General features: G+C 66.9%; 14 protein-coding genes. 4 read left to right on the forward strand and 10 right to left on the reverse strand.

Translation table 11 applies throughout. From position 1 onward, the window contains the following. Positions 1-6,009 precede the first annotated feature (6,009 nt). Positions 6,010-6,909, forward strand: a complete 900-nt coding sequence (locus tag FM112_RS08960; protein WP_087006642.1) for a ParA family protein — start codon at positions 6,010-6,012, stop codon at positions 6,907-6,909. A gap of 259 nt (positions 6,910-7,168) precedes the next feature. Next, entirely contained in the window at positions 7,169-8,200 is a 1,032-nt protein-coding gene (locus tag FM112_RS08965; protein ID WP_369678164.1) for a ParB/RepB/Spo0J family partition protein, read from the forward strand. 605 nt (positions 8,201-8,805) lie between these two features. Here the strand turns inward: FM112_RS08965 and FM112_RS08970 are convergent. The 3 genes from FM112_RS08970 to FM112_RS08980 all read right to left on the reverse strand — a co-directional run bounded on the left by FM112_RS08970 (position 8,806) and on the right by FM112_RS08980 (position 12,496). Beyond that, complete coding sequence (locus tag FM112_RS08970; protein ID WP_087006646.1) at positions 8,806-10,173, reverse strand: MFS transporter; 1,368 nt, start codon at positions 10,171-10,173, stop codon at positions 8,806-8,808. Between the two features lie 32 nt (positions 10,174-10,205). Beyond that, the gene (locus FM112_RS08975; RefSeq protein WP_087006648.1) at positions 10,206-11,405 is read right to left on the reverse strand and encodes a cytochrome P450; all 1,200 of its coding nucleotides are present in this window, start codon (positions 11,403-11,405) and stop codon (positions 10,206-10,208) included. 128 nt (positions 11,406-11,533) lie between these two features. Beyond that, positions 11,534-12,496 carry a LysR family transcriptional regulator gene (locus FM112_RS08980; RefSeq protein ID WP_087006650.1) on the reverse strand — a complete coding sequence of 321 codons (963 nt, stop codon included), beginning with the start codon at positions 12,494-12,496 and terminating at the stop codon, positions 11,534-11,536. A 125-nt stretch (positions 12,497-12,621) separates the two neighbouring features. On the opposite strand from FM112_RS08980, the gene FM112_RS08985 reads away from it, so the two are divergent. Together FM112_RS08985 and FM112_RS08990 are read left to right on the forward strand one after the other, a co-directional pair. Next, positions 12,622-12,942, forward strand: a complete 321-nt coding sequence (locus FM112_RS08985; RefSeq protein WP_369678165.1) for a 2Fe-2S iron-sulfur cluster-binding protein — start codon at positions 12,622-12,624, stop codon at positions 12,940-12,942. A gap of 2 nt (positions 12,943-12,944) precedes the next feature. Then, positions 12,945-14,114, forward strand: coding sequence for an NAD(P)/FAD-dependent oxidoreductase (locus FM112_RS08990; RefSeq protein ID WP_176386760.1), 1,170 nt, complete (start codon positions 12,945-12,947; stop codon positions 14,112-14,114). 266 nt (positions 14,115-14,380) lie between these two features. On the opposite strand, the gene FM112_RS08995 is transcribed toward FM112_RS08990, so the two are convergent. The 7 genes from FM112_RS08995 to FM112_RS09025 all read right to left on the reverse strand — a co-directional run bounded on the left by FM112_RS08995 (position 14,381) and on the right by FM112_RS09025 (position 21,218). After that, a complete protein-coding gene (locus FM112_RS08995) occupies positions 14,381-15,370 on the reverse strand; it encodes a D-alanine--D-alanine ligase (RefSeq protein ID WP_087006654.1) in 990 nt (329 codons plus the stop codon). 23 nt (positions 15,371-15,393) lie between these two features. Then, positions 15,394-16,716 carry a PLP-dependent aminotransferase family protein gene (locus FM112_RS09000; RefSeq protein WP_254910429.1) on the reverse strand — a complete coding sequence of 441 codons (1,323 nt, stop codon included), beginning with the start codon at positions 16,714-16,716 and terminating at the stop codon, positions 15,394-15,396. Between the two features lie 160 nt (positions 16,717-16,876). Continuing rightward, positions 16,877-18,067 (reverse strand): NAD(P)-binding domain-containing protein, encoded by a 1,191-nt coding sequence (locus tag FM112_RS09005; RefSeq protein WP_087006659.1) that lies wholly within the window; start codon positions 18,065-18,067, stop codon positions 16,877-16,879. A 66-nt stretch (positions 18,068-18,133) separates the two neighbouring features. Next, the gene (locus tag FM112_RS09010) at positions 18,134-18,700 is read right to left on the reverse strand and encodes an NADPH-dependent FMN reductase (protein ID WP_087006661.1); all 567 of its coding nucleotides are present in this window, start codon (positions 18,698-18,700) and stop codon (positions 18,134-18,136) included. A 58-nt stretch (positions 18,701-18,758) separates the two neighbouring features. Next, positions 18,759-19,442 (reverse strand): CE1759 family FMN reductase, encoded by a 684-nt coding sequence (locus FM112_RS09015; RefSeq protein WP_087006663.1) that lies wholly within the window; start codon positions 19,440-19,442, stop codon positions 18,759-18,761. Next, positions 19,439-20,629, reverse strand: coding sequence for a CE1758 family FMN-dependent luciferase-like monooxygenase (locus FM112_RS09020; protein WP_087006665.1), 1,191 nt, complete (start codon positions 20,627-20,629; stop codon positions 19,439-19,441). The genes FM112_RS09015 and FM112_RS09020 overlap by 4 nt, the downstream gene beginning before the upstream one ends. A gap of 97 nt (positions 20,630-20,726) precedes the next feature. Beyond that, the gene (locus tag FM112_RS09025) at positions 20,727-21,218 is read right to left on the reverse strand and encodes a MarR family winged helix-turn-helix transcriptional regulator (RefSeq protein ID WP_087006667.1); all 492 of its coding nucleotides are present in this window, start codon (positions 21,216-21,218) and stop codon (positions 20,727-20,729) included. Between the last annotated feature and the right edge of the window lie 172 nt (positions 21,219-21,390).

Raw genomic sequence — 21,390 nt, forward strand, 5'->3', positions numbered from 1 at the left:
ACATCTACTGATTTGGATGCAGAATGACGGTACGTCATGGGTTTGTCCAGTTTCCTGCGGAGAGTCATGAGAGAACCTGTTTTTCTCGATACTCCGAATATTGCTCAGCGGGTATCTCAGACGCACAGAAGGTGCGCACCCTTCCCGAGCGCTTTTGTCATTGCTCCTCCAAGAAGGGGCGTGTCCGGAGCGCTTGCCGGAGAACCGGTGGTGACCGATATCGATGGAGAATGTCGACTCGATGGTGGGAGCTCCTCTTAGACGTAGTCGACCTCGAGACCGAGTCCGCTTCGAAGTACTGAGGTGTCCCACGTTGGTCGTCGATCCGACTCGAGTAGAAGATGTTGTCCTGCTCGTAAGATGACCCCGGGGCGAATGCGACCTCGGGGCTCAAGGGGATCCTCCAACGAGACTGATGTTCACCTCTCTTGCCAGGAAGCAGAGCTCATACGGTGCCTGTCATGTGGGCAGATGTTTCACGTGAAACCCTAGATACATGAAGCCAAGGAATGTTCTGTTCGACGAGTAGGGAGCGCACCTTCCCACGGAAGCACGCCATTTCAGAGCGTGTCGCTTCTCCACAGCCTGCGTATGGTGCGATGTTCAGTGTCGTTTCGCGGCATTTCAGGGCGGTTTCACGTGAAACCAAGGGACGCAGCAGAAGAGGGGTCGTAGACGCTTGGTCAGGTGTTGTCTCGCGATGGACAGCTCGTGTGCACGGTACTTCTCCTGCCTGTCTTGGCGAGGTGAACCAGATGCGAGGGCGATCATCACGAGAGGTATTCGCAAGTGTGCGGCAATGAAGCCGTCGTCAAACGCGATTCGGGCGGACTGAGGCTGCATTTCGTACGGAGACGAAGCCGTATCACTGCTGGGGTTTTACGCTGCGGGACCAATCCAATGGGTATGCATTACAGGAAGACTTACCTCTAAGGAGGACCGACCCCCTCGGTTGAGCCGAGTACTGGTGGTTCCTACGGAGGGTAAGAGGAGAATATGGAGCCTTCGTCTCCGAGCATTGGATGATATGAGCACTCAGGGTCGTTTCACGTGGAACACTCCAGCTACCCGGGTGAGCCATTTGGTCGAGTGTCATGTACATTGCGCGGCCGGAGAACCTGCGCCGCGAGGGTCCGAGGAATTGGGAGAGATCGAGCGAAGCCCTAGCGGGCGGCAGCCCGCCGTCGAAACAGCAGTGTGTGTTCTGAAACCGTAGGGTAATCCAGGCATACACGGAGAAGGTGGTTGCAGTATCTCAACCTGTTGAGCAAGAGCTACGGACTGCTCCGTCATCGGTACCGACTGTCGTTTCACGTGAAACGGCATAGGTGCGCACGAAAGATGTGAAGTCTGAACGCCGCTCGGGCCACACGACACCGCCGACGATGAACCGAACGAATCAATCGAACAGCCAAAGCGTCTGCGAGTGAACCCATGATGGCTCCATGGCCGTTGGACAGGAGACAGTCACCCAACGCGGTTGGGCTCGTGAACGTTCTACGCATTGCGGTGGGTATGCTCGGCGCCCGGTATAAGGGTATCGAAGACGGATCAGCAGGTCTCTCGGATCGTGACTCCCGTGGAGTGGCGCAAACGAACAGAGAACCGACTTGCTCGTGCTCCACGGCTCCGGCAAGGCACGAGGCATCACTCCTTGACGCGATACGGCCACGATGACCTTTGTCGCGAATACTCGATGAATCCTCACGTCATGCGAAGCCGTACGCGGCCGTATGTTGCCGGTTCTTTTCAACGAACGAAAATCCGCATGCCGAGACGAGGCGCTCTATGCGGTGGAAGATGTGTACGGTTCTCGTCGGGGACGGTGAACCCGGAGGGCGGAACTCATCTGCAGGAATGGTGACGGAAGGAGGGCCTGATGATTCGGGAACATTCCAGCTTCGACTTCATCTCAATCAAGCAGTGCCGAGCCAGAATCGAGAGAGATGGACCGTTGATGAATCGGTTTCACGTGAAACCTCTCGCTCGTTTCGAGGGGATCTGAGCGGCATCCGCGTGGATGAGGGCGCGCGGAGACGGCCCTTCTGTATGGATCTTCAGTCGTGGGCCCTCACTCGACGGAGCACTGTATGGGATCAACGGCATGTGAAATCGACCATGAAACCCGAATACATCGAAGCTTCTTCGAGGGTGACTCTCCGCCAGGTCCCCTACCAACGGCGAGGTGTAGGAACGAAGCGACCACGGTCAGAGGATGGTGTTTCACGTGGAACATCCCGCCTGCGAATGTTCGATTGAAGAACTGTATTCGAGCACTACATCTGGCGCTCCCCGAATGCCTGTCTAGTGCCCCTTGGCGCCGCCCGTAGCGTGGAGTTTGCGAACTTTCCCGAAGCGAATCAGGTTCCGTCGTGCCAAGACAATCGAGTATGGAGCAGGCCGGCACAGTGGACAGCGGGGAGCCGATCTCCGAATGGTGGCGCTCGCAGCCCGTTTGGGTGGGAAGAATGTTCACGTGTCGCTAGAGAGGCACGACACAAGGTCGATCCAGGGCAGCCGCTGCGGAGCACGCGTGGACGACTGTACTTCTCGCCGATTCTCGTCGTCTGACAGGGGTCAAAGCAGTAATGCTTCCGTGATTTCGTTCATTATGAGGCGATGACCGTTGGTCTGTTCCACGTGAAACGGGACGGAGACAGACGTGAGTTCGGGCGACCAGCCTCAGTCGGATGGGTCGAGAGAACGAATCAGAACGACAGTGACAGAGACAAGACGGTGGGAGGAATCGCTCCGACTCAACGCATGTCGTTGGTCGAGTACACCAGCCCGGGTTACCAGTGCTCAAACTGCGCGTGAGGTAAGGAATCCGCTCCGTCCGCAGACCGGACGAGTGTCGTGTTGGGGGCTCGTTTTGTGGATGTCGCAACGAGTTGCTCGGAACTGATTGACTATCCCCATGGCTTACTGGAGTGACGTGGTCGCCTCAGCCACGAATACGACCAACGAGATGCGTAAGCAGGAGCCAGGGTCTGTGGCTGATTAAGTTCAGTGGTACGAGCTCCCGGGCCAGTGGTGTGCCCAGCGACGAGCGCGCGTCGGTATCAGAGTGACGTTTCACGTGAAACGGGGTGTTTGAGTTCGAGCGTCCACCTCGGAAGCCTGACAAGAACGGTCCGGGCGTTGAAATTCTCCGATCAGGGGCGGTACCGGGTCGGATTTCCCGCGTACGAGGTTCATTGAGGCGAGGCACTCATCCATGTTGGGGCGATCGCGAGTGCTCCGAATCAAGCTACATCGGTACTCAACGAGGTGTGAACTGAAGCCACCTGGTGTCGGGCCTATGCATTCAGACGATGGGTTGTACCGCTTGCCGAACCGGGACAACCAATGATCCAGGTCCCTTCAGTCACACGAGGCAGAGAGAGGCCTATGGAGGCGGTACTCCTACCTGTCCTGAACCGGTCACGGTCGTACAGTCTTCGACGGCCTGCTCCGGAGGGCTGAGAGGAATGCGCAGGCCGTGAACGGGCATTGTGGGTAGGTTTCACGTGGAACGTCATGAGGCCGACTCGCTCCCCAACAGCGAATATGAGCAACAGTTGCGGGCACAAGATGCGCCGGCCACCCGGTACCGGCAGTGCTGGGAAAGAAGCCGATCCTTCAGGGGCTCGTCCTCGGGAACACAACTGGTCGATTGGAGGAGGGGCCGGGGTGATCAGCCATGCTTCTGGGTTCACGTGTGGGTGCTCTCGGTAGGTGGAGTCGAGAGACTATGCCCGATGCGTAGCCCGGAGTAGTACTGGCCCGGAGTAGTGCTTGGTTGAGATCGGTCTTGCCAATGACAAGCAATTGACCCCACTGATCCGCAGGTGTCAGGAACCGCTCCACTGCGGCAATCTCATCGCAGTCGCGGGCAGAGCCGTAGTCGTAACAGCACCCACGCCCGGAACAAGACCCGACATCGGGTCGGCGTTCGGGGACGAGATGACTTTTGGTTGCCTAGCGGGACCCGGTGGCTGCTGTCCTCCCGCTAGGAGGTGGTGCTCTCTCGTAGAGGTACGCACTTGTGGCACGGCAGGCGGAAGGTTGTGCGTCAAGACGTCGAGTAGGACTACCGAGCAGCGGTGTGTTTCACGTGAAACCACTTCGCCTACACAGAGCGGAGCGGGACAGACCGCAACCGAACGAGGTAGTTCATTGACTGCCCACCAGTGCAGGTTCCCGGAACTAGTAGTCGGCAGCCCCCAAGGGGCCGAAGCTTCGGCAGAAACCTCCTGGACGAGGTGGGCATTGACCTGTTGTGAACGCTGGATAGTGGTCTGCATGTCGTCAGTCCCTGTGCGCACGTGAAACCCCTCCTTGGCCTGACAGAGACGCCAAGAGGCCGGTTTGGGCAGGAACAATCGGAAGTCCCATAGACGAAGCATCTTCCGCTTTCTCCGTCTACCTAGCTCGGTTCACTGCGAAGTACCACACATGCCGACGCGACTGCGCACGGCCGGCGGTCGCGTGCGTGCCCTGCTGTTGGCTTCGGGTACGACATGTGCTCCCGGAAGCGTCATCATCAGGGGCCGAACGAGTTCCCCGGGAGGCTTCACGAGTTGGAAGAGCGGGAGGGTTGCTCGGATATCGGCGAAGCAGGACAGGCTTGCCTGGAGGCGGTCAGCCACTTCCACTTCGACGATGTTTCGGAGGTGTGCGTTCTCGAGGCCTGCACTTCTCGCCAGCATCTCAATCGGGACACGCTCAATCGACAAGTCGAGCACGCACTTTGCTCACCGTTCCTGAAATGGACTCGAGGTGAGCGGGCCTGGTGACGTTCAGCAGCCGGGGAGGCATATGTCTGGTTGACATTGAGAAGGCGCGGATGGCGTCATGGGCCCGCAGAAGCGTGACTGGAGGTGGTCACTGACGGTGTCGCGTTCTGCGGACGAGGGGTGTTTCACGTGAAACCGATGACGACCACGGGAGGCATTGGCAATGTCCCTGTTCACGTCAGGACTTGCTGTGGGAGATACGTAGAGCGAGGCTAGATCTGGTCGTACGACTGGCACTGGGCTGGGTAAGCGGAGGCGCTCAGACGCTCGGGCGGGTGTCGGAAGCCGGTTAGTGACGCTGAGTTTTGGTTGTCTGTGGCGCTCCCATTACGAATGGAACGAGTTCGTTTCGTCAGGTTCCACGCATTCCGAGACAACACGCTGCTGGCACCTTGCGGCAGCAGGAGCAGGAGCAGGAGCAGGAGCAGGAGCAGGAGCAGGAGCAGGAGCAGGACGGGTCGCCTCACCATTCGGTTTTACCCAACAGATTGCGGGAGTGACACGGGGGTCGCGAACGGCCGGTTGCGAACGGGGACTCGTATGACCTGCGCCGTGGTCCGTTCTGTGATTTGAAGGATTCACGAAGACCAACGGTACGGCTCTCACGAGAATCGAGGTATGAGCAGTTTCACGTGAAACGGATAGTTGAGACCGAGGGGTTCTCCCGAGGACCTCGACGGAGCACCGGAACGAACGTCCGAACCTCATCCACGAACCAACCAGCACGATGATGAGTCGGCCATCGCTTATGCAGCGAGTTGGCGTTCGCATGATCATGATCGTCTCTCGCATCACCGTCGGCTCGGCCGCTCGACTCTGCAGCAAGCGATGGATGGCCGATGACTGTTCGCCTCGGTACGCGCAACCCTATCGGTGCAGCAAGACGGTCAGCGAGCACAACCGCGCCCTCCCTCCACGATCGTGTCTTCCCATCTTTGGTTCGGTGGAACGCCACGAACATTATTCTCCCGCTATCAACAGTCAGGCACAGCGACGAAGACCTTGGGAACGGGCACTGCCGGCGGTTACCGTTCCACGTGAAACGCTCTCTGAGCCTCCGCGAGCCGGGTCGACGGTACTGTCGTAATGGCACGGAACCCTCATGTTCCACGTGAAACGGAGTTATGCACATGGCCGCGAGTCACTTCGTTTTCCCTGCCTTGTCGACCAAGATGGAGGTCTCGGATCGAAATCGACACCGACCACGGTTCGGGAGAAAGGTGCTGCCAGCATGAGCGATGTCTTCGACTCGCCGATCGCCCGACAGATCGCTGAACTCAACGCCAAGAAGAAGACCCTGAAGAAGAAAAGTGCGCCTCGACCTGGGAAAACTCGTGTCCTGGCAGTTTCGAACCAGAAGGGCGGCGTGGGGAAGACCACGACCACGGTGAACCTGGCTGCTGCGCTGGCAACGTTCGGACTTCGAGTGCTGGTCATCGATCTCGACCCGCAGGGCAACGCCTCCACGGCGCTCAACATCGATCATCGCGGTGACGCGATCGGCTCCTACGAAGTGCTGCTGGAGGACATCCCCCTCTCCGAGGTCATCCAGCCATGCACCGAGGTCCCCAACCTCTTCTGCAGCCCGGCCACGCTCAATCTCGCGGGCACTGATGTGGAGCTCGTTCCGCTCGAGAACCGCGAAACGCGGCTTCGCAGCGCGCTCGAATCCTTCCTCGACGAGCAGGAGACTGCGGGCAAGCGATTCGACTACATCTTCATCGATTGCCCTCCTGCGCTCGGCCTGCTCACGGTCAACGCACTCGTCGCGGCGACCGAAGTGCTCATCCCCATCCAGAGCGAGTACTACGCCCTCGAGGGCATCACGCAGCTCCGCGACACGATCGAGCAGATGCGCGGTTACCTGAACCCGGACCTCGTCGTGAGCACGATCCTGCTCACCATGTACGACAGGCGCACGAACCTCTCGCGCGAAGTCGCCGAATCCGTCCGCGAGTTCTTCCCCAAGGAAACCCTCGACACCGAGATCCCCCGATCGGTTCGCGTGTCGGAGGCCCCGAGCTTCAGCCAAACCGTCATCTCCTACGACCCGGAGGGTGTCGGCGCGGTCGCCTACAAGGAAGCAGCATTGGAAATCGCACAACGAGGAGCAGCCAAGAATGGCCACTAAGAAACGCTCGGGATTGGGCCGAGGTCTCAGCGCGCTCATCCCGCAAGGGCCTGCCACAACGGACCGAGCAGTCGACGTCTTCTTCGACGGGTCCGCACCGACCGGTCGTCACGCCGAATCGGCAAAGACCGATCCAGAAACGCAGATCGCTGAAACGGATCCTGCCGAGTCGAATCTCGAGCCGACCGGAAGTACTCCGAAGTCATCGAAATCCGCACCGAAGAGTCAATCGAACAAAAATACGAAAACAAAGCGTGCGGTGAAGCCGGCCTCCAAACCTGAGGAGGACGAGGCGCAAGCGGCATCCGAGGCGGAGACGAGCACGACCGCTCCGGATGCTGCTGCATCGGAAGACGCGGTGGAAGACGCCGAGGTCCGAGTCGACGCGCACACCGGTGAAATCGTGGAGTCCGTCGACGACGAGGCGGATGCGGTCGAGAACGACCTGCTCCCCATCCCGGGCGCGCAGCTCGCCACGCTCGACCCGTATCGGGTCGTGCCGAACGCGCGCCAGCCGCGCACCGAGTTCGACCAGGAATCGCTCGACGAGCTCATCACCTCCGTGCGAGAGTTCGGCGTCTTCCAGCCGATCGTGGTCCGTCCCTTGCAGGAAGGCGATCCGCGCACCGGCGAGGGCGACTACGAGCTCATCATGGGCGAGCGCCGTCTGCGCGCGACGAAGGCGGCTGGGCGCGACAGCATCCCGGCCATCATCCGCCACACCGACGACGAGGACATGCTCCGCGATGCGCTCCTCGAGAACCTGCACCGCGCCGAGCTCAACCCGCTCGAAGAGGCGTCCGCGTACCAGCAGCTGCTCGACGACTTCGGCTGCACGCAGCAGGAGCTCTCGACCCGCATCGGCCGTTCGCGGCCGCGGATCTCGAACACGCTCCGGCTGCTCAAGCTGCCGGTGGAGGTGCAGCGGCAGGTCGCGGCCGGGGTGCTGAGCGCGGGGCACGCGCGTGCGATCCTCTCCGTAGGCGAACCCGCGCTCATGGCCAGGCTCGGGGAGAAGATCATCAACGAGCAGCTCTCGGTGCGCGAAGCCGAGCTCGCAGCCGCCCGGATGACGATCGGCACCGAGAAGCCCGAGTCGAAGCAGCAGGTCGGCAGCGACTCGCTCAACGCCCACCTCTCAGAGGTGGGCGAGCGGCTCGGCGACCGCCTCAACACCCGCGTGAAGGTGGTGCTGCGCAAGACGAAGGGGCAGATCAACATCGACTTCGCCTCGGTCGCCGACCTCAACCGCATCCTGGAGGCCATCGGCGAGGAACAGACCGACAGCTGACCGGATCGCGTGAACAGGGCTCGGAGGACGAGCTCTGCGCAGCGTGATGGTTGCGACTGGAGGCGCTCCAAGCGTCGTAAGCGCGCGTGCCGACGAGGCTCGCCGGCCGCGATGGGCCCCGCCGGCCGCGATGAGGCCCGCCGGCACGCGGTGTGCTCGTCTCCTGGACGCTCCAGCCCCGCATTCTGGAGGCTCCAGCCCCTCACGCATCCCGATGAGACGACCAGCACGGCGCCGCCCCTCCATGGGGCGGCGCCGTGCTGGTCGGGCAGGTCGGAACCGGCAGGATGAGCGCCGATCGGATCGGTAGGCCGCGCCGGTTGGGGCTGGGTGGGTCAGGGCGGGCGGCTCAAGGCCAAGCCGGTTAGGGCTGGCCGGGTCAGGGCCGGTCGGCTCAGAACTAGGCAGGGCAGACCCGAGCGGGTCAGGATCGGACGGGTCAGGATCGGACGGGTCAGGATCGGACGGGTCAGGATCGGACGGGTCAGGATCGGACGGGTCAGGATCGGACGGGTCAGGATCGGACGGGTCAGGATCGGACGGGTCAGGGCCGCGCGGGCCAGACCCCGGGAGGCTCAGAACCGGATCGGCCAGGCCCCCGCCGCTCACGACCGCGCGGGTCGCCAGTCCTTCCACCGACCGCTTCGCTCGAACTCGAGATCGAGCGGCACCCCCGTACGGTCGCGCAGCAGCGACGTCGCGACGAGCCCGATCGCCGTCATGAACAGCAGGTAGAACACGATCGCCCAGGTGGTTCCGAAGGACTGCAGCAGGACCTGCGCGATCGTCGGAGCGAAGGCGCCGCCGAGCACCCCGCCGATCGCGTAGCTGATGGAGATGCCGGAATAGCGGATGGAGGCCGGGAACGCCTCCGCGTACCAGACGGCCTGGGGGCCGTAGGTGATGCCGAGGCCGACGGCGAGCAGGCAGCAGCCGAGGAGCACGCCCCCGACCCCGCCGGTGAACACGAACTGGAACAGCGGGACGATGCCCGCCGCCTGGATGAACCAGCCCGCCGTCACCACCGGTTTGCGGCCGAACCGGTCGGTCAGCATGCCGGCGATCAGCGTGGAGAGCGCCCACACGACCGCCGCGGTGAGCACCGCTAGCTGTACGTGCACCGGGTTGTAGCCCAGCCCGCCCTGTTCCTCGGGGCGGGAGGCGAGGCCCTGCACGTAGCCGCCCGTGAGCATATAGCCCACGGCGTTGTTCCCCGCGAAGAACAGGGCGCACAGCAGCACCAGCGGGGTGTGCTGCTTGAACACCTGCACGATAGGCGCCGACTCCTGCTGCCGAGTCTCCGCGATCTCGCTGAACACCGGGGATTCGTCCACCGACTTGCGGATGAGGTGGCCGACGACGATGAGGACGACGGAGAACAGGAACGGTACCCGCCATCCCCAGGCGGCGAACGCGTCGCCCGGCGCGATCTGCTGCATCACCGCGAGCATCGCCGAGGCGAGCAGCATGCCGAACGGCACTCCGAGCTGCGGCATGATGCCGAACAGCCCGCGCCTGCGGGTGGGCGCGTGCTCCACGGCCATGAGCACGGCGCCGCCCCATTCGCCGCCGGCGGAGAGCCCCTGGAGGATGCGGAGGAGGATGAGCAGGATCGGCGCGGCGATACCGACGGTCTCGTAGGTGGGCAGCAGGCCGATGCCGGTGGTCGCGATGCCCATCAGCAGCAGGGTCAGCACGAGCATCGGCCGGCGGCCGAGCTTGTCGCCGAAGTGGCCGGCGAGGAAGGCCCCGAGCGGGCGGAACAGGAACGAGAGGCCGATCGTGACGAGCGAGAGGATCTGCATCATCCCCTCGCCAGCGGGCTCGAAGAAGAGCTGCGCCAGCACGAGGTTCGCCGCGAAGGCGTAGATGAAGAAGTCGTACCACTCGATCGTGGTGCCGATCACCGAGGCCGCGATGACTTTTCGCCGTTCGTGCGGGGTGCTCGTCGGTTGTGCGGTTTTCGTAGTCATGATTTGACGTCCTTGTCGAAATCGGTCGTTCGTCACCAGGTGACGGGAAGGGCGGTGATGCCGCGGAAGACCCAGCCGTCCCAGAGGGTCGGGCGCTCGGGGTCCAGCCGCAGCGAGGGGATGCGTTCGTAGAGCGCCGGCAGGGCGTGCTCGGCGATGGCGTTCTTGGCGGCCCAGCGGCCGGCGCACATGTGGACGCCGCTGCCGAACGCGAGGTGCCCGCGCGCGGTGCGGCGCGCGTCGTAGCGGTCGGCGTCGGGGAAGACCTGCTCGTCGCGGTTGGCGCTCGCGAGGAGGAGCCCGACGTTCGTGCCCTCGGGCAGCTGCGCGCCGAGGAACTCCGAATCGACGGCGACCTCGCGGGGGATCATGCCGATGGGCGACTGCCAGCGGGCGGTCTCCTCGAACGCGTCCCCCCACGAGACCTCCCCGGCGAGCACGGCATCGCGCTGCTCGGGATGCAGGGAGAGCGCCCAGACCATGTTGGTGATCATGTGCTGGGGCTCGTTCATGCCGCCGGAGATCGTGAGATGCACGTTCGCGCGCACGACCTCCTCCGGCAGCCCCACCTGCAGCAGATGGGAGGTAACGGATCCGTCCGGCGCCTCGCGCAGGCGCGGCAGGAGCTCGTCGAGCAGCGCGTCCACCTCCGATTGGCTCTCATCGCATCGCCGCCAGATCGCCGCGTCGTCGAGGAGGTTGCCGATGCCGGCGATGTAGGAGGTCGACCACCGGCGCATGCTCTCCACATCCACCTCCTCGGGGAAGCCGAGCAGGTCGATGAGGTTCTGGCTCGCCACGGGCGCGGCGAAATCCCTGTTGAGATCGGCGCGCTCCGGCCCGATCTCGAGCAGGTGCTCCGCCCAGACGGCCACGTTCTCGGCGAACCGCGGCGACCACACCGAGGTGATCGCCTTCGGCCGCAGCGTCGGGTTGATCGCCGAGCGCTCGGCGGCGTGCTCGGGGTCGTCCTTCCGCAGCATGGGCCTGCCACCCAGGGCGCGCATCATCGTGAGGTTCTGCTCGGAGTAGGAGCTGAAGATCTCGGGGCGGCGCTCGGCCCCGCTCACCGCCTCGTGGGTGGTGAGGAACACGCGCCCCACCGCGGGCGCGTGGACGATCGGGCCGAGCGCCCGCAGCCGCGCGAACTGCGGGTACGGATCGACCATGGCCTCGTGCGGGTCGAACCAATCGGCCACCGGGATATCGGCGGAGATGAGCGTGGGCGTCATCGGACTGCTCCTTTGCAGGGATGTCGGGCTCGTCGCGAACGGTGCGACGATTGCCATACTCGTTCCTGCCGATTCCCGGAGCAACCGGTGTTTTCCGGTGTGGTACCCCGCAGAAGCCGGGAAATCCCTCAGCTCATGATCGCCGCGACCTCCGACCGGAGGCGCTTCGCGCACGCCACCACCGCGGCCACCCGTGGAGGGATGGGGCTGTGCGGCCACGTGACGAGCACGTCCACCGGGCGCGGCGGCGGGTCGAGCGGCAGGTAGACCACGCGCCTGCCGTCCCAGGTCTCGGTGGAGACGTTGCGCTTCATCAGCAGCGTGTAGCCCAGTCCGCGGCCGACGAGGGAGCGGCAGAGCTCGTAGTCCGGCGTCCGATGCACGATGCGCGGGGTGATGCCCCTGCCTGACATGATCTCGAGCGTGTAGATGCGGCTTGCGACGATGTCGAGGAGCACCATGGGCTCCTCGGCGACCATCTCGAGGGGGACGGCGTCGAGCGCGGCGAGCGGATGGTCCTCGGCGACGACGAGCATGGCCTGCGTGGTCCCGAGCGAGACCCGCTGGTACTCCGGCGGCACGTCGAGGTCGAAGGTCACGATGAGGTCGAGCTCCGCGCGCTCCGCCGCATCGAGGAGCGTGGTGAGGTCTCCGGTGCGGTAGTCGATGTGGATGCCCGGGTGCTCCTGCATGGTCATGGTCAGCAGCTGGGGCAGGATGAGGCTCGCGAGCGTGCCGCCCAGGCCGATGCGCACGGGCCCGACGATGGCGTGCGAGTGGCGGCCGACGGAGGCGCCGAGCTCCGCCCCGTCGGTGAGGATGCGTCTTGCGATCGGCAGGATGGTGAGGCCGTCCGAGGTGAGGGTGGCGCCCCGCGATCGCTGCCGCCGGAACAGCTCGACGCCGAGCGATCGCTCCATCGCGGTGATGGAATCGGCCACGGCGGAGTCGGATGCCCGCATCCGGGCGGCGGCTCGCGAGATCGAGCCGCTCTCGGCCACGGCGAGGAAGCACTCGAGCTGCCGGAAGGTGAACGGCAGCGGCGGCGCCTGCCGCGCAGGCGCAAGTTCTTGGCGATCATCGTCGATCATGCCCCCAGTATCCCGGATTCCACGTGGAAATACAGCGGATATTCCCGCTTCCCCAGTGGTAGACCTCGCGCCATGATCGTTCGCAGGTGAAACCACCACGACGAAGGATGCGTTGCAAGGAGGCAATGATGCCCAGGATCGTCTACATCGGTTCGGAAGATCGGCGGGAGATCGATGCGGAGGAGGGTCAGAGCGTGATGCGCGCCGCGATCCTCAACGGCGTCGACGGCATCGTCGGGGAATGCGGCGGTCAGGCGATGTGCGCCACCTGCCACGTGTTCGTGGAGCGGGTCGAGGGCGAGCTCCCGGAGATCGGGGAGGACGAGGACGAGATGCTCGACTGCACCGCCGACCCGCGGCGCGAGAACAGCAGGCTCGGATGTCAGCTCAGCGCCGGCGAGGACTTCGCCGAGCTCGAGGTCCGCCTTCCCTCGAGTCAGGTGTGAGCATGCGCGGTACCGTCGTCATCATCGGAGCCGGCCAGGCCGGCCTGACCGTCGCGATCGCGCTGCGCGAACGGGGCTGGCTCGGCGAGATCCACCTCGTCGGAGACGAGCGGCATGCGCCCTATCAGCGGCCGCCGCTGTCGAAGGGGTACCTCTCCGGGGCCGAGGGGCCCGAGGAGCTATGGCTGCGCACCGAGGAGGCGCTTGCAAAGGACCGGGTGCGGCTGCGCAAGGGCACGAGCGTCGAGCGCATCCTCCGAGAAGAACAGCGCGTGGTGCTCTCCGGCGGCGAATCGCTGCCCTACGACGCCCTCGTCATCGCCACCGGATCGGTGCCGCGGCGCCTCGAGCTGCCGGGCGGGGAGCTCGAGGGCATCCACGCGATCCGCACGATCGCCGACGCCGACCACCTGCGCGAGGACTTCGCGGCGGCCGGGGACACCGTGTTCATCGGGGGTGGATTCCTCAACCTCGAGGTGGCCGTGGAGGCCGCCAGGCACGGCACGGCCACGGTGCTCGAGGTGGCCCCGCAGATCCTCGGGCGCGTGCTGAGCAGGGCGGCGGCGAACGCGCTCGAGGAGCACCACGCGGCGAGCGGGATGCGCATCCGGTGCGGCGCGAGCATCGAGTCGTTCGTCGGCGAGGCGGGGCGCGTGACCGGCGTGCGGCTCGCGGACGGCGAGGTCCTGCCCGCCGCGCGAGTCGTGCTGTCCATCGGCGCGATCGCGCGCGACGAGCTGGCCGCGGACGCCGGACTCGAGACGGCCGGCGGCATCGTGGTCGACGAGCGGCTGCGGACGGGCGATGCGCGGATCCTCGCGATCGGCGACTGCGCCCGGTACCCGAATCCCTATGCCGGCATCGACATGCGGGTCGAGTCGGTGCAGAACGCGACCGACCAGGCCCGCTACGTCGCGGATGCGCTCACGGGCAAGGCCGTCGGGCCGTATCGCGCGGTGCCGTGGTTCTGGAGCACGCAGGGCGATCGCCGCCTGCAGATCGCCGGCATCGCCATGCCGGGCGACGAGGCCAGGGTCGTGGAGCGCACCGATGCGGGGAAGCTCGTCGTCGAGCGGCTCCGCGAAGGCCGGGTCGTGGCCGTGGAGACGATCAACGCCCCCGGACCGCACATGCGCGCCCGCAAGGCGCTCTCGCAGCTCGTGGAGGTGTGAGGCAGGGCCGGATGGCCGCCCGGAGCCGGATATCCGGTCGGCCGGGCCCTACGCCCCAGGGGCGCAGAATCGGGGCCCCCTCACACCGGCATGCCGGGGCTCGTGGTCCCATCCGGGTGACGCTCGCGGTCCGATCCGGGCGAACGGGGATGGGGCGCATAGCGGCGCCGGCTCGATATGCGGCTCGGCGGCGCCATGCACCCCATCGGCGCAGCGCTGCGGATAGGCGGACCCGCACCCGCGGATCCGCCCCATCCGCCCGCCGGCTAGGAGGCCGGCTGCTCCGGCGTATTGCGGGGCCCGCGGTCGGCGGCGTGCGCGGCGAGGCGCGAGTACACGTCCGAGAGCGAGAGGTCGGCGGCCTCGATGCCGAGGGGCACGAGCGAGGTCTCGGTCATGCCCGGGATCGGGTCGGCCTCGATGAACCACGGCTCGCCCTGCTGGTCGACGATGAAGTCGACCCGGGCCACATCCGTCAGCCCGATCACGGAGTAAGCCTGCAGCGCGAGTTCCGAGAGCCGGTCGATGAGCTCGGCGGGCAGCCTCGCGGGCGCGTAGAAGGTCGTCTCGCCCGCGTTGTAGCGGGAGGCGTAGTCGTAGACCCCGCTGTGCGGCACGATCTCCACGGGCGGCACGGCGAAGGGGCCCTCGCCGAGGTCGAGCACGCCCACCGACACCTCGGTGCCGATGATCTTCTTCTCGATGAGCACGCCGTCCGAGTAGGTCAGCGCGGTCACGAGCGCGCGCGAGAACTGCGAGGTCTCCTCCACGAACGAGACGCCCTGGGCGGAGCCGCCCTCGACGGGCTTCACGACGGCCGGGAACTCCACCCCGCGCGCGATCGCCGAGATGACGCTCGCGGAGCCGAGCTCGCGGAAGGTGTCCTTGGGCAGCACGATCGACTGCGGCGTGCGCAGCCCGGAGCGCTTCGCGATCGCCTTCGCCGACGCCTTGTTCCAGGCGAGCTTGGCGGCCGTGGGGCGCGAGCCGACGTAGGGGATCTCCAGCGCCCGCAGCAGCGAGTACAGCGCGCCGTTCTCGCCCGAGGTGCCGTGCAGCACCGGCCAGACGACGTCGACCTCCTCGAAGTGCTCCTCGAGCCACGGCAGCAGCGTCTCGTCCGGTTCGCGCACCGTGACCCGTGCGCCCGCGCGCATGAGGGCATCCGCGACCCGGCGGCCCGAGCGGAGCGATACATCCCGCTCGTGCGAGATGCCTCCGGAGAGGATCACGACGTGACGGTCTTCGATCGACATGGGGTTCCTACTCTCTGGTCGGTTCAGACGAGGTCGGGCGGGGCCGACGCGAAGCGGTTGTCGTCCTCCGCGGGCTTCTGGAAGCCGCCGAAGGTCTCGATCATCTCGAGCTCGTCGTTGATCACGTTCGCGAGGCGGCGCACGCCGAGGCGGATGCGCTCGGGCGCGGGCAGCGAGAACGAGAGGCGGATCTTGTCGTGCCCGCGCCCGTCGGCGTAGAAGCCGGTGCCGGGCGTGTAGGCGACGAGCTCCTTCGTCGCGAGCGGCAGCATCTGCTTGGAGTCGAGCGTCTCGGGCAGCTGCACCCACGTGAAGAACCCGCCCTTGGGCACGGTCCAGCTGAGCTGCGGCAGGTGCTCCTCGAGCGCCGCCATCATCGCGTCCCGGCGCTCGCGGTAGGTATGGCGGAAGGTGTCGATCTGGGCCTGCCAGTCGCTGCCCTCGAGGTACTCGGTGACGAGCCACTGGTTGAGCGTGGAGGGCGAGAGGATGGAGGACTCGACGGCGAGGATGAGCTTCTCGCGGATGCCGTGGGGCGCGAGCACGAAGCCCACGCGCACGCCGGGCGAGAGGATCTTCGAGAAGGAGCCGAGGTAGAGCACGTGCTCCTCGTCGAGCGAGCGGATCGCCTTGGGCGAGGGCTCGTCGAAGTAGAGCAGGCCGTAGGGGTCGTCCTCGACGATCAGCACGCCCTCGCGGATGCACAGGTCGAGCACCTCGCGGCGGCGGGCGGCGGACATGGTCACGCCCGTGGGGTTGTTGTAGTTCGGGATCGTGTAGAGGAACTTGACGGCCTTGCCCTCGGCGCGGGCGCGGCGGATGGCCTCCTCGAGCGCCTCGAGGTTCAGCCCCTCCTCGTCCATGTCGACGTGGCGGACGTCGGCCTCGTAGGACTTGAAGGTGCCGAGCGCGCCGACGTAGCTCGGGGTCTCGAGCAGGATCACGTCGCCGGGGTTGATGAAGAGCTTGGTCACCAGGTCGATCGCGTGCTGCGAGCCCGTGGTCGTGACGACGTCGTCGGCCGAGGCGCCGCTGATGCCGGCGAGGGCCATGAGCTCGAGGATGCGCTCCCGCAGCTGCGGGATGCCCTGCCCGCCGCCGTACTGGAGGGCGTCGGCGCCGTGCTCGCGCATCATGCGGTCGAACGCGCCGCGGACGAGCTCCTCCGGGAGGGCCGAGACGAACGGCGAGCCGCCGGCCAGCGAGACCACCTCGGGCCGCGAGGCGACGGCGAAGAGCGCTCGCACCTCGCTTACGGTCAGGCCGGAGGTCCGGCGCGCGTAGTTGTCATACCAGGGGTCGAGCGTGCGCCCCCCGCGTTGCGTGGCTGGATCTTGCGCTGGCACTTGCATCCTTCGCGTCAGAGAGGAAAGGCCAGTCTACGCCGGTCGGGGCCGAAGCCAAGGCCGCGGTGCGCCCCGCGCCGCGGCCCGTCCGGCTCTCGTCAGACGGCGTCGTCGCGGCGGATGCTCTCGGCGCCGCCGTCGATGAAGACGACCTGGCCGGTCACGGAGAGGTTCTCCGCTCCGATGGGCCGGACGAGGAGGTCGGAGGGGTCGGCCGCGGGCCCGTCTCGCGCTCCGGGGCCGATCCCGCATCGAGCAGGCGGGCGAGCTCCCGAGCGGCGGCGCGGCCCGCGCGGTTCGCCCCGACCGTGGACTGCGAGGGGCCGAAGCCGACGAGGTGGACGCGGGGCTCGTGGGCGACCCGGGTGCCGCGCATCTCGATCCCGCCCCGGTCGTTGCGCAGCCCGAGCGGGTCGAGATGCGCCAGGTCGGCTTTGAAGCCCGTGGCCCAGAGGATCGCGTCGACCGGCGTGAACGCGCCGTCCGACTCCCTCAGGCCCGCGGGCTCCATCGCCGCGAACATGGGGCGCCGCCGCAGCGCGCCGCGCTCCTGCGCCGCGAGGACGTAGGGGAGCCTGGCGAGCCCGGTGTAGGAGACGACGCTGCCGGTGGGGTTGCCGGCCTCCACGTCGGCGGTGACCCGCGCGATGACCTCGCGCCCCTCGACCTCCGGCCTGAACGAGCCGTCGCGGAACACCGGCTCGCGGCGCGTGTACCAGAACGTGGTCGCGACGCGCGAGATCTCCTCCAGCTGCTGGAGCGCCGAGATGCCGCCCCCGACGACGGCGACGCGGAGCCCCGCGAACTCCTCCGCGCCCGCGTAGTCGCGGGTGTGCAGCTGTCGGCCGCGGAAGCGCTCCCGGCCGGGATAGCGGGGCAGCACAGGGTTGTTCCACGTGCCGGTGGCGTTCACGATCGCGCGGGCGCGCCACCGCCCGGCGGAGCTGTCCACGAGGAGCGCTCCGCCGGGGTCGGCGTCGGCGCGCGAGACGGAGGCGACCGAGACCGGTCGCAGGATCGGCAGCGCGGCCCGCTCCTCGAACGCCGCGAAGTAGCGGGGCACCGCATCGCGGCTCGCCTCTTCGGGGTCGATGGGAGGCTTCGGGAAGTCGGGCAGGTCGAAGATGCCGTTCACGGTCGACATGCGCAGCGACTCCCAGCGGTGCTGCCAGGCCCCTCCGGGCGCGGGGCCGGCGTCGAGGACGACGAAGGTGCGGTCGGAGGCGTCCTCGTCCAGGGCGCCGGTGAACCCCCGGCGGCGCAGGTGGTAGCCGGCCGAGAGCCCGGCCTGCCCGGCGCCGATGACGACGACGGACGCCCGCCGGTCGTCCGCATCCTCCTGCCCGCTCATCGGGCCGCCGCCGCGACTCCGGCGACGGTCCGCGTAATGCTCGGCATGGAGCGATCCTCCTCTCGGCTAGCGCTCGGCGCGCAGCGTCTTCGCGATGTGCTCGCGGAAGGCGGTCAAGTACTGGACGAGGAACGCCCTGGTGCTCTCGTCGGCGATCTCGCCTTCGTCGTCGATCAGGCCGGGGCGGTCCTGGATGTAGGCCTCGGGCTGCGCGAGCGTGGGCGCGGCGAGGAAGGCGAGGACGCCGCGGACGTGGTTCTGCGCGATGGCGGTGCCGATCGCGCCCGGCGAGGTGCCGATGACCGCGGCGGGCTTGCCGTCGAAGGAATTGGTGCCCCACGGGCGGCTGGCCCAGTCGAGGGCGTTCTTGACGCCGGCGGGCATCGACCGGTTGTACTCGGGGGTGACGATGAGGACCGCGTCGGCGGCCTCGACGTCGTTCTTGAGCTGCGTCGCGACCTCCGGATAGTCGGCGTCGAAGTCGTGGTTGTAGAGCGGCAGATCCTTGATCGGGAGCTCGACGAGCTGCAGGCCGGCCTCGGGGGCCAGGCGGTCGAGCGCCCGGAAGAGCTTCCGGTTGATCGACTTCTCGGACAGGCTGCCGACGATCGTTCGTACGGTGAATTCGGGCATGGTGCACTCCTCGGGTTGCGGTTGGTCGGTGGATGGACGGATGGTCGTGGTTCGGGGCTCAGCGCCCGCCGGTCGCGAGGCGCATGAGATCGGTGTCGAAGTCCACGTCGCCGACGCCGCGCTCGGCTCGGGTCGCATTTCCGGCGAAGGCGTGCCGGTAGCCGGACCAGCCGCCGTCGGCGATGTCGCGGCCGACCCCGCTGCCGATGAGCGCCGCCAGTTCTCCGGCGGCCCGCGCGATCCGCTTCCCGAGCTCGGCCGATCCCCAGTCCTCCGGGGCGGCGAACAGGGAAGTCGGGGCGGGGAGGGCGCGGAAGAAGGCGAACAGCGGGCGCAGCTGGTCGTCGACCGTCATCGAGTGCCTGGAGGACCCGGCGGTGGCGCTCAGCAGCACCGGTCTGGCGATCATGAGGTCGCCGTCGAGCAGATCGAAGAACGACTTGAACAGGCCGCTCATCCCGGCCTTGTAGACCGGAGTCGAGACGATCAGCCCGTCGGCCGCGGCGACTCGTCCGATCGCCTCCTGCACCTCGGCCTCGGGGAAGCCGGAGACCGTCGACCGGGCGATGCCGACGGCCAGCGGGGCGAGCTCGATCACGTGCGCCGTCGCGTCCCGGCCCTCGGCGCGGAGCCGCTCGACCGTGGCCTGCGCGGCGCGGTCCACGAGCATCCGCGTGGTCGACGGCTCGCCGGTCCCGGCGCTGATCGCGACCAGCCGCACCGGCGCCGCTCCCGCGCTCATGCGCCGAACCTCGGCATGGTCGCGGGGCTTGCCGGATCGCTGTCGAGATAGGGCAGCGGCCCCGCGGTGTTGTCCCCGGTGTTGGGCCGGGGACGGGCCTGCCGCGGTTCGCCGTCGCCGTATCGCGCCGCCACCAGCGAGGCGTGCGTCGGAGCGTCGGGAACGCCCGGCGCGCGCCGCGCCTCCAGCTCGCGTCGCAGCACCGGCACCACCTCGGTGGCCAGCAGCTCGATCTGCTCGAGGGCGACATCGACCGGGATGGAGCCCGTGTCCATCGCCCAGAGCTGCCGCTGATAGTCGCCGAAGCCCTCCTGAAAGGTCAGGGTCTTGTCGATGATCTCCTGCGGGCTGCCGACCGAGAGCGGTGTGCTCTCGGCGAAGTCCTCGAGTTTCGTGCCGCGGAACATCGGGTAGTGCTCGAAGTAGGGCCGGAACCGGTCGTAGGCGTCCTGCGATCTGCGGGCGATGAACGCCTGCCCGCCGAGCCCCACGATCGCGTCCTGCGCGCGCCCGTGCCCGTAGTGCTCGAAGCGCTGCCGGTAGAAGTCCACCAGGGGCTTGAAGTGGAAGTTGGGGGCGAGGATGTGGTTGGCGAAGTAGCCGTTGCCGTAGAAGGCGGCCTGCTCCGCGATCTCCGGCGTGCGGATCGCCCCGTGCCACACGAACGGCGGCACCCCGTCGAGCGGACGAGGGGTCGCGGTGAAGCCCTGCAGCGGAGTGCGGTGCCTCCCCTCCCAGTCCACGACGTCCTCGCGCCAGAGCCGGTGCAGCAGGTTGTAGTGCTCGAGCGCGAGCTCCACGCCGTCGCGGATGTTCTTGCCGAACCACGGATACACCGGTGCGGTGTTCCCGCGCCCGAGCATGAGGTCGAGTCTGCCCTGTGCGAGATGCTGCACGAACGCGTAGTCCTCGGCGATCCGCACGGGATCGTTCGTCGTGATGAGGGCGATCGAGGTCGACAGCACGATCCGCTTCGTCTCGGCGGCCAGGTACGCGAGCATGGCCGGCGGGCTCGAGGCGACGAACGGCGGGTTGTGGTGCTCGCCGAAGGCGAATACGTCCAGGCCGAGCTCGTCGGCGGCCTTCGCCACCGAGACGGTGTCGGCGATGCGCTGCGCCTCGGAGCGCGTCTGTCCCGTGTGCGGGTCGGGGGCGATGTCGCCGACCCCGAAGATGCCGAATTGCATGAGGGTTCCTTATCGCGAGTATGGAGTGCGAAGCAGAACCGTGCGGGTGCCTTGATGCCGTGGCGCGCGGAATCGCTGCGGAGAGTGGGAGGGGCGGTCAATCCCCCGGGGCGGGGGGCTGCTGGAGGTGGGTGCGGAGCGCGGCCGTCGCCTCGCCGACCGCGGTCAGCTGCTCGGGCTCGAGCGCGTCGAGGAACAGCTCGCGCACGTCCCGCAGGTGCGGGACCGAGCCGCGGCGGAAGCGCTGAGCGCCCTCGCGGGTGAGGAGGACGAGCGAGCCGCGACTGTCGTCGGCGCACCGCTCCCGGCGGATGAGCCCGCGCTTCTCCATCCGCCCCAGGTGGTGGGAGAGCCTGCTGCGGTCCCAGCCGATGTGCTCCGCCAGGTCGGAGGACCGCATCGAGCGGCCCTCCGCCTCGCCGAGGGCGAGCAGCACCGAGTAGTCGGCGGAGGAGATGCCCGACTCGGCCTGCATCCGCGCGCCCAGCCGCCGCCGGAGCAGCTCCGAGGTCTCGACGAAGTCGCGCCAGATGCGCAGCTCGTGCGCCGACGGCATCCGCCGCTGCCGGTTCGCGGATTCACCCGACATTCGAATCACCTCCGATGATTGATGCGTCAATCATACTGCGAAGTGATTGATGCGTCAATCACTTCGCAGCGCGAGTGCACGGAGGAGAGGGTCGCGAGGGCGCACGGGGTGCGGCCCCGGCATGCGCGGAAACCGGCGATGCCCCCGGAATCGCGGATTCCGGGGGCATCGC

The organism is Gulosibacter sp. 10 (assembly GCF_900163695.1).
Taxonomy (GTDB): domain Bacteria; phylum Actinomycetota; class Actinomycetes; order Actinomycetales; family Microbacteriaceae; genus Gulosibacter.

What these genes read in the sequence shown, in the direction of transcription:
- FM112_RS08960 (WP_087006642.1), top strand. Translation starts at nt 6,010, where the DNA reads ATGAGCGATGTCTTCGACTCGCCGATCGCCCGACAGATCGCTGAACTC.
- FM112_RS08970 (WP_087006646.1), bottom strand. Translation starts at nt 10,173, where the DNA reads ATGACTACGAAAACCGCACAACCGACGAGCACCCCGCACGAACGGCGA.
- FM112_RS08975 (WP_087006648.1), bottom strand. Translation starts at nt 11,405, where the DNA reads ATGACGCCCACGCTCATCTCCGCCGATATCCCGGTGGCCGATTGGTTC.
- FM112_RS08980 (WP_087006650.1), bottom strand. Translation starts at nt 12,496, where the DNA reads ATGATCGACGATGATCGCCAAGAACTTGCGCCTGCGCGGCAGGCGCCG.
- FM112_RS08985 (WP_369678165.1), top strand. Translation starts at nt 12,622, where the DNA reads ATGATGCCCAGGATCGTCTACATCGGTTCGGAAGATCGGCGGGAGATC.
- FM112_RS08990 (WP_176386760.1), top strand. Translation starts at nt 12,945, where the DNA reads ATGCGCGGTACCGTCGTCATCATCGGAGCCGGCCAGGCCGGCCTGACC.
- FM112_RS08995 (WP_087006654.1), bottom strand. Translation starts at nt 15,370, where the DNA reads ATGTCGATCGAAGACCGTCACGTCGTGATCCTCTCCGGAGGCATCTCG.
- FM112_RS09005 (WP_087006659.1), bottom strand. Translation starts at nt 18,067, where the DNA reads ATGAGCGGGCAGGAGGATGCGGACGACCGGCGGGCGTCCGTCGTCGTC.
- FM112_RS09010 (WP_087006661.1), bottom strand. Translation starts at nt 18,700, where the DNA reads ATGCCCGAATTCACCGTACGAACGATCGTCGGCAGCCTGTCCGAGAAG.
- FM112_RS09015 (WP_087006663.1), bottom strand. Translation starts at nt 19,442, where the DNA reads ATGAGCGCGGGAGCGGCGCCGGTGCGGCTGGTCGCGATCAGCGCCGGG.
- FM112_RS09020 (WP_087006665.1), bottom strand. Translation starts at nt 20,629, where the DNA reads ATGCAATTCGGCATCTTCGGGGTCGGCGACATCGCCCCCGACCCGCAC.
- FM112_RS09025 (WP_087006667.1), bottom strand. Translation starts at nt 21,218, where the DNA reads ATGTCGGGTGAATCCGCGAACCGGCAGCGGCGGATGCCGTCGGCGCAC.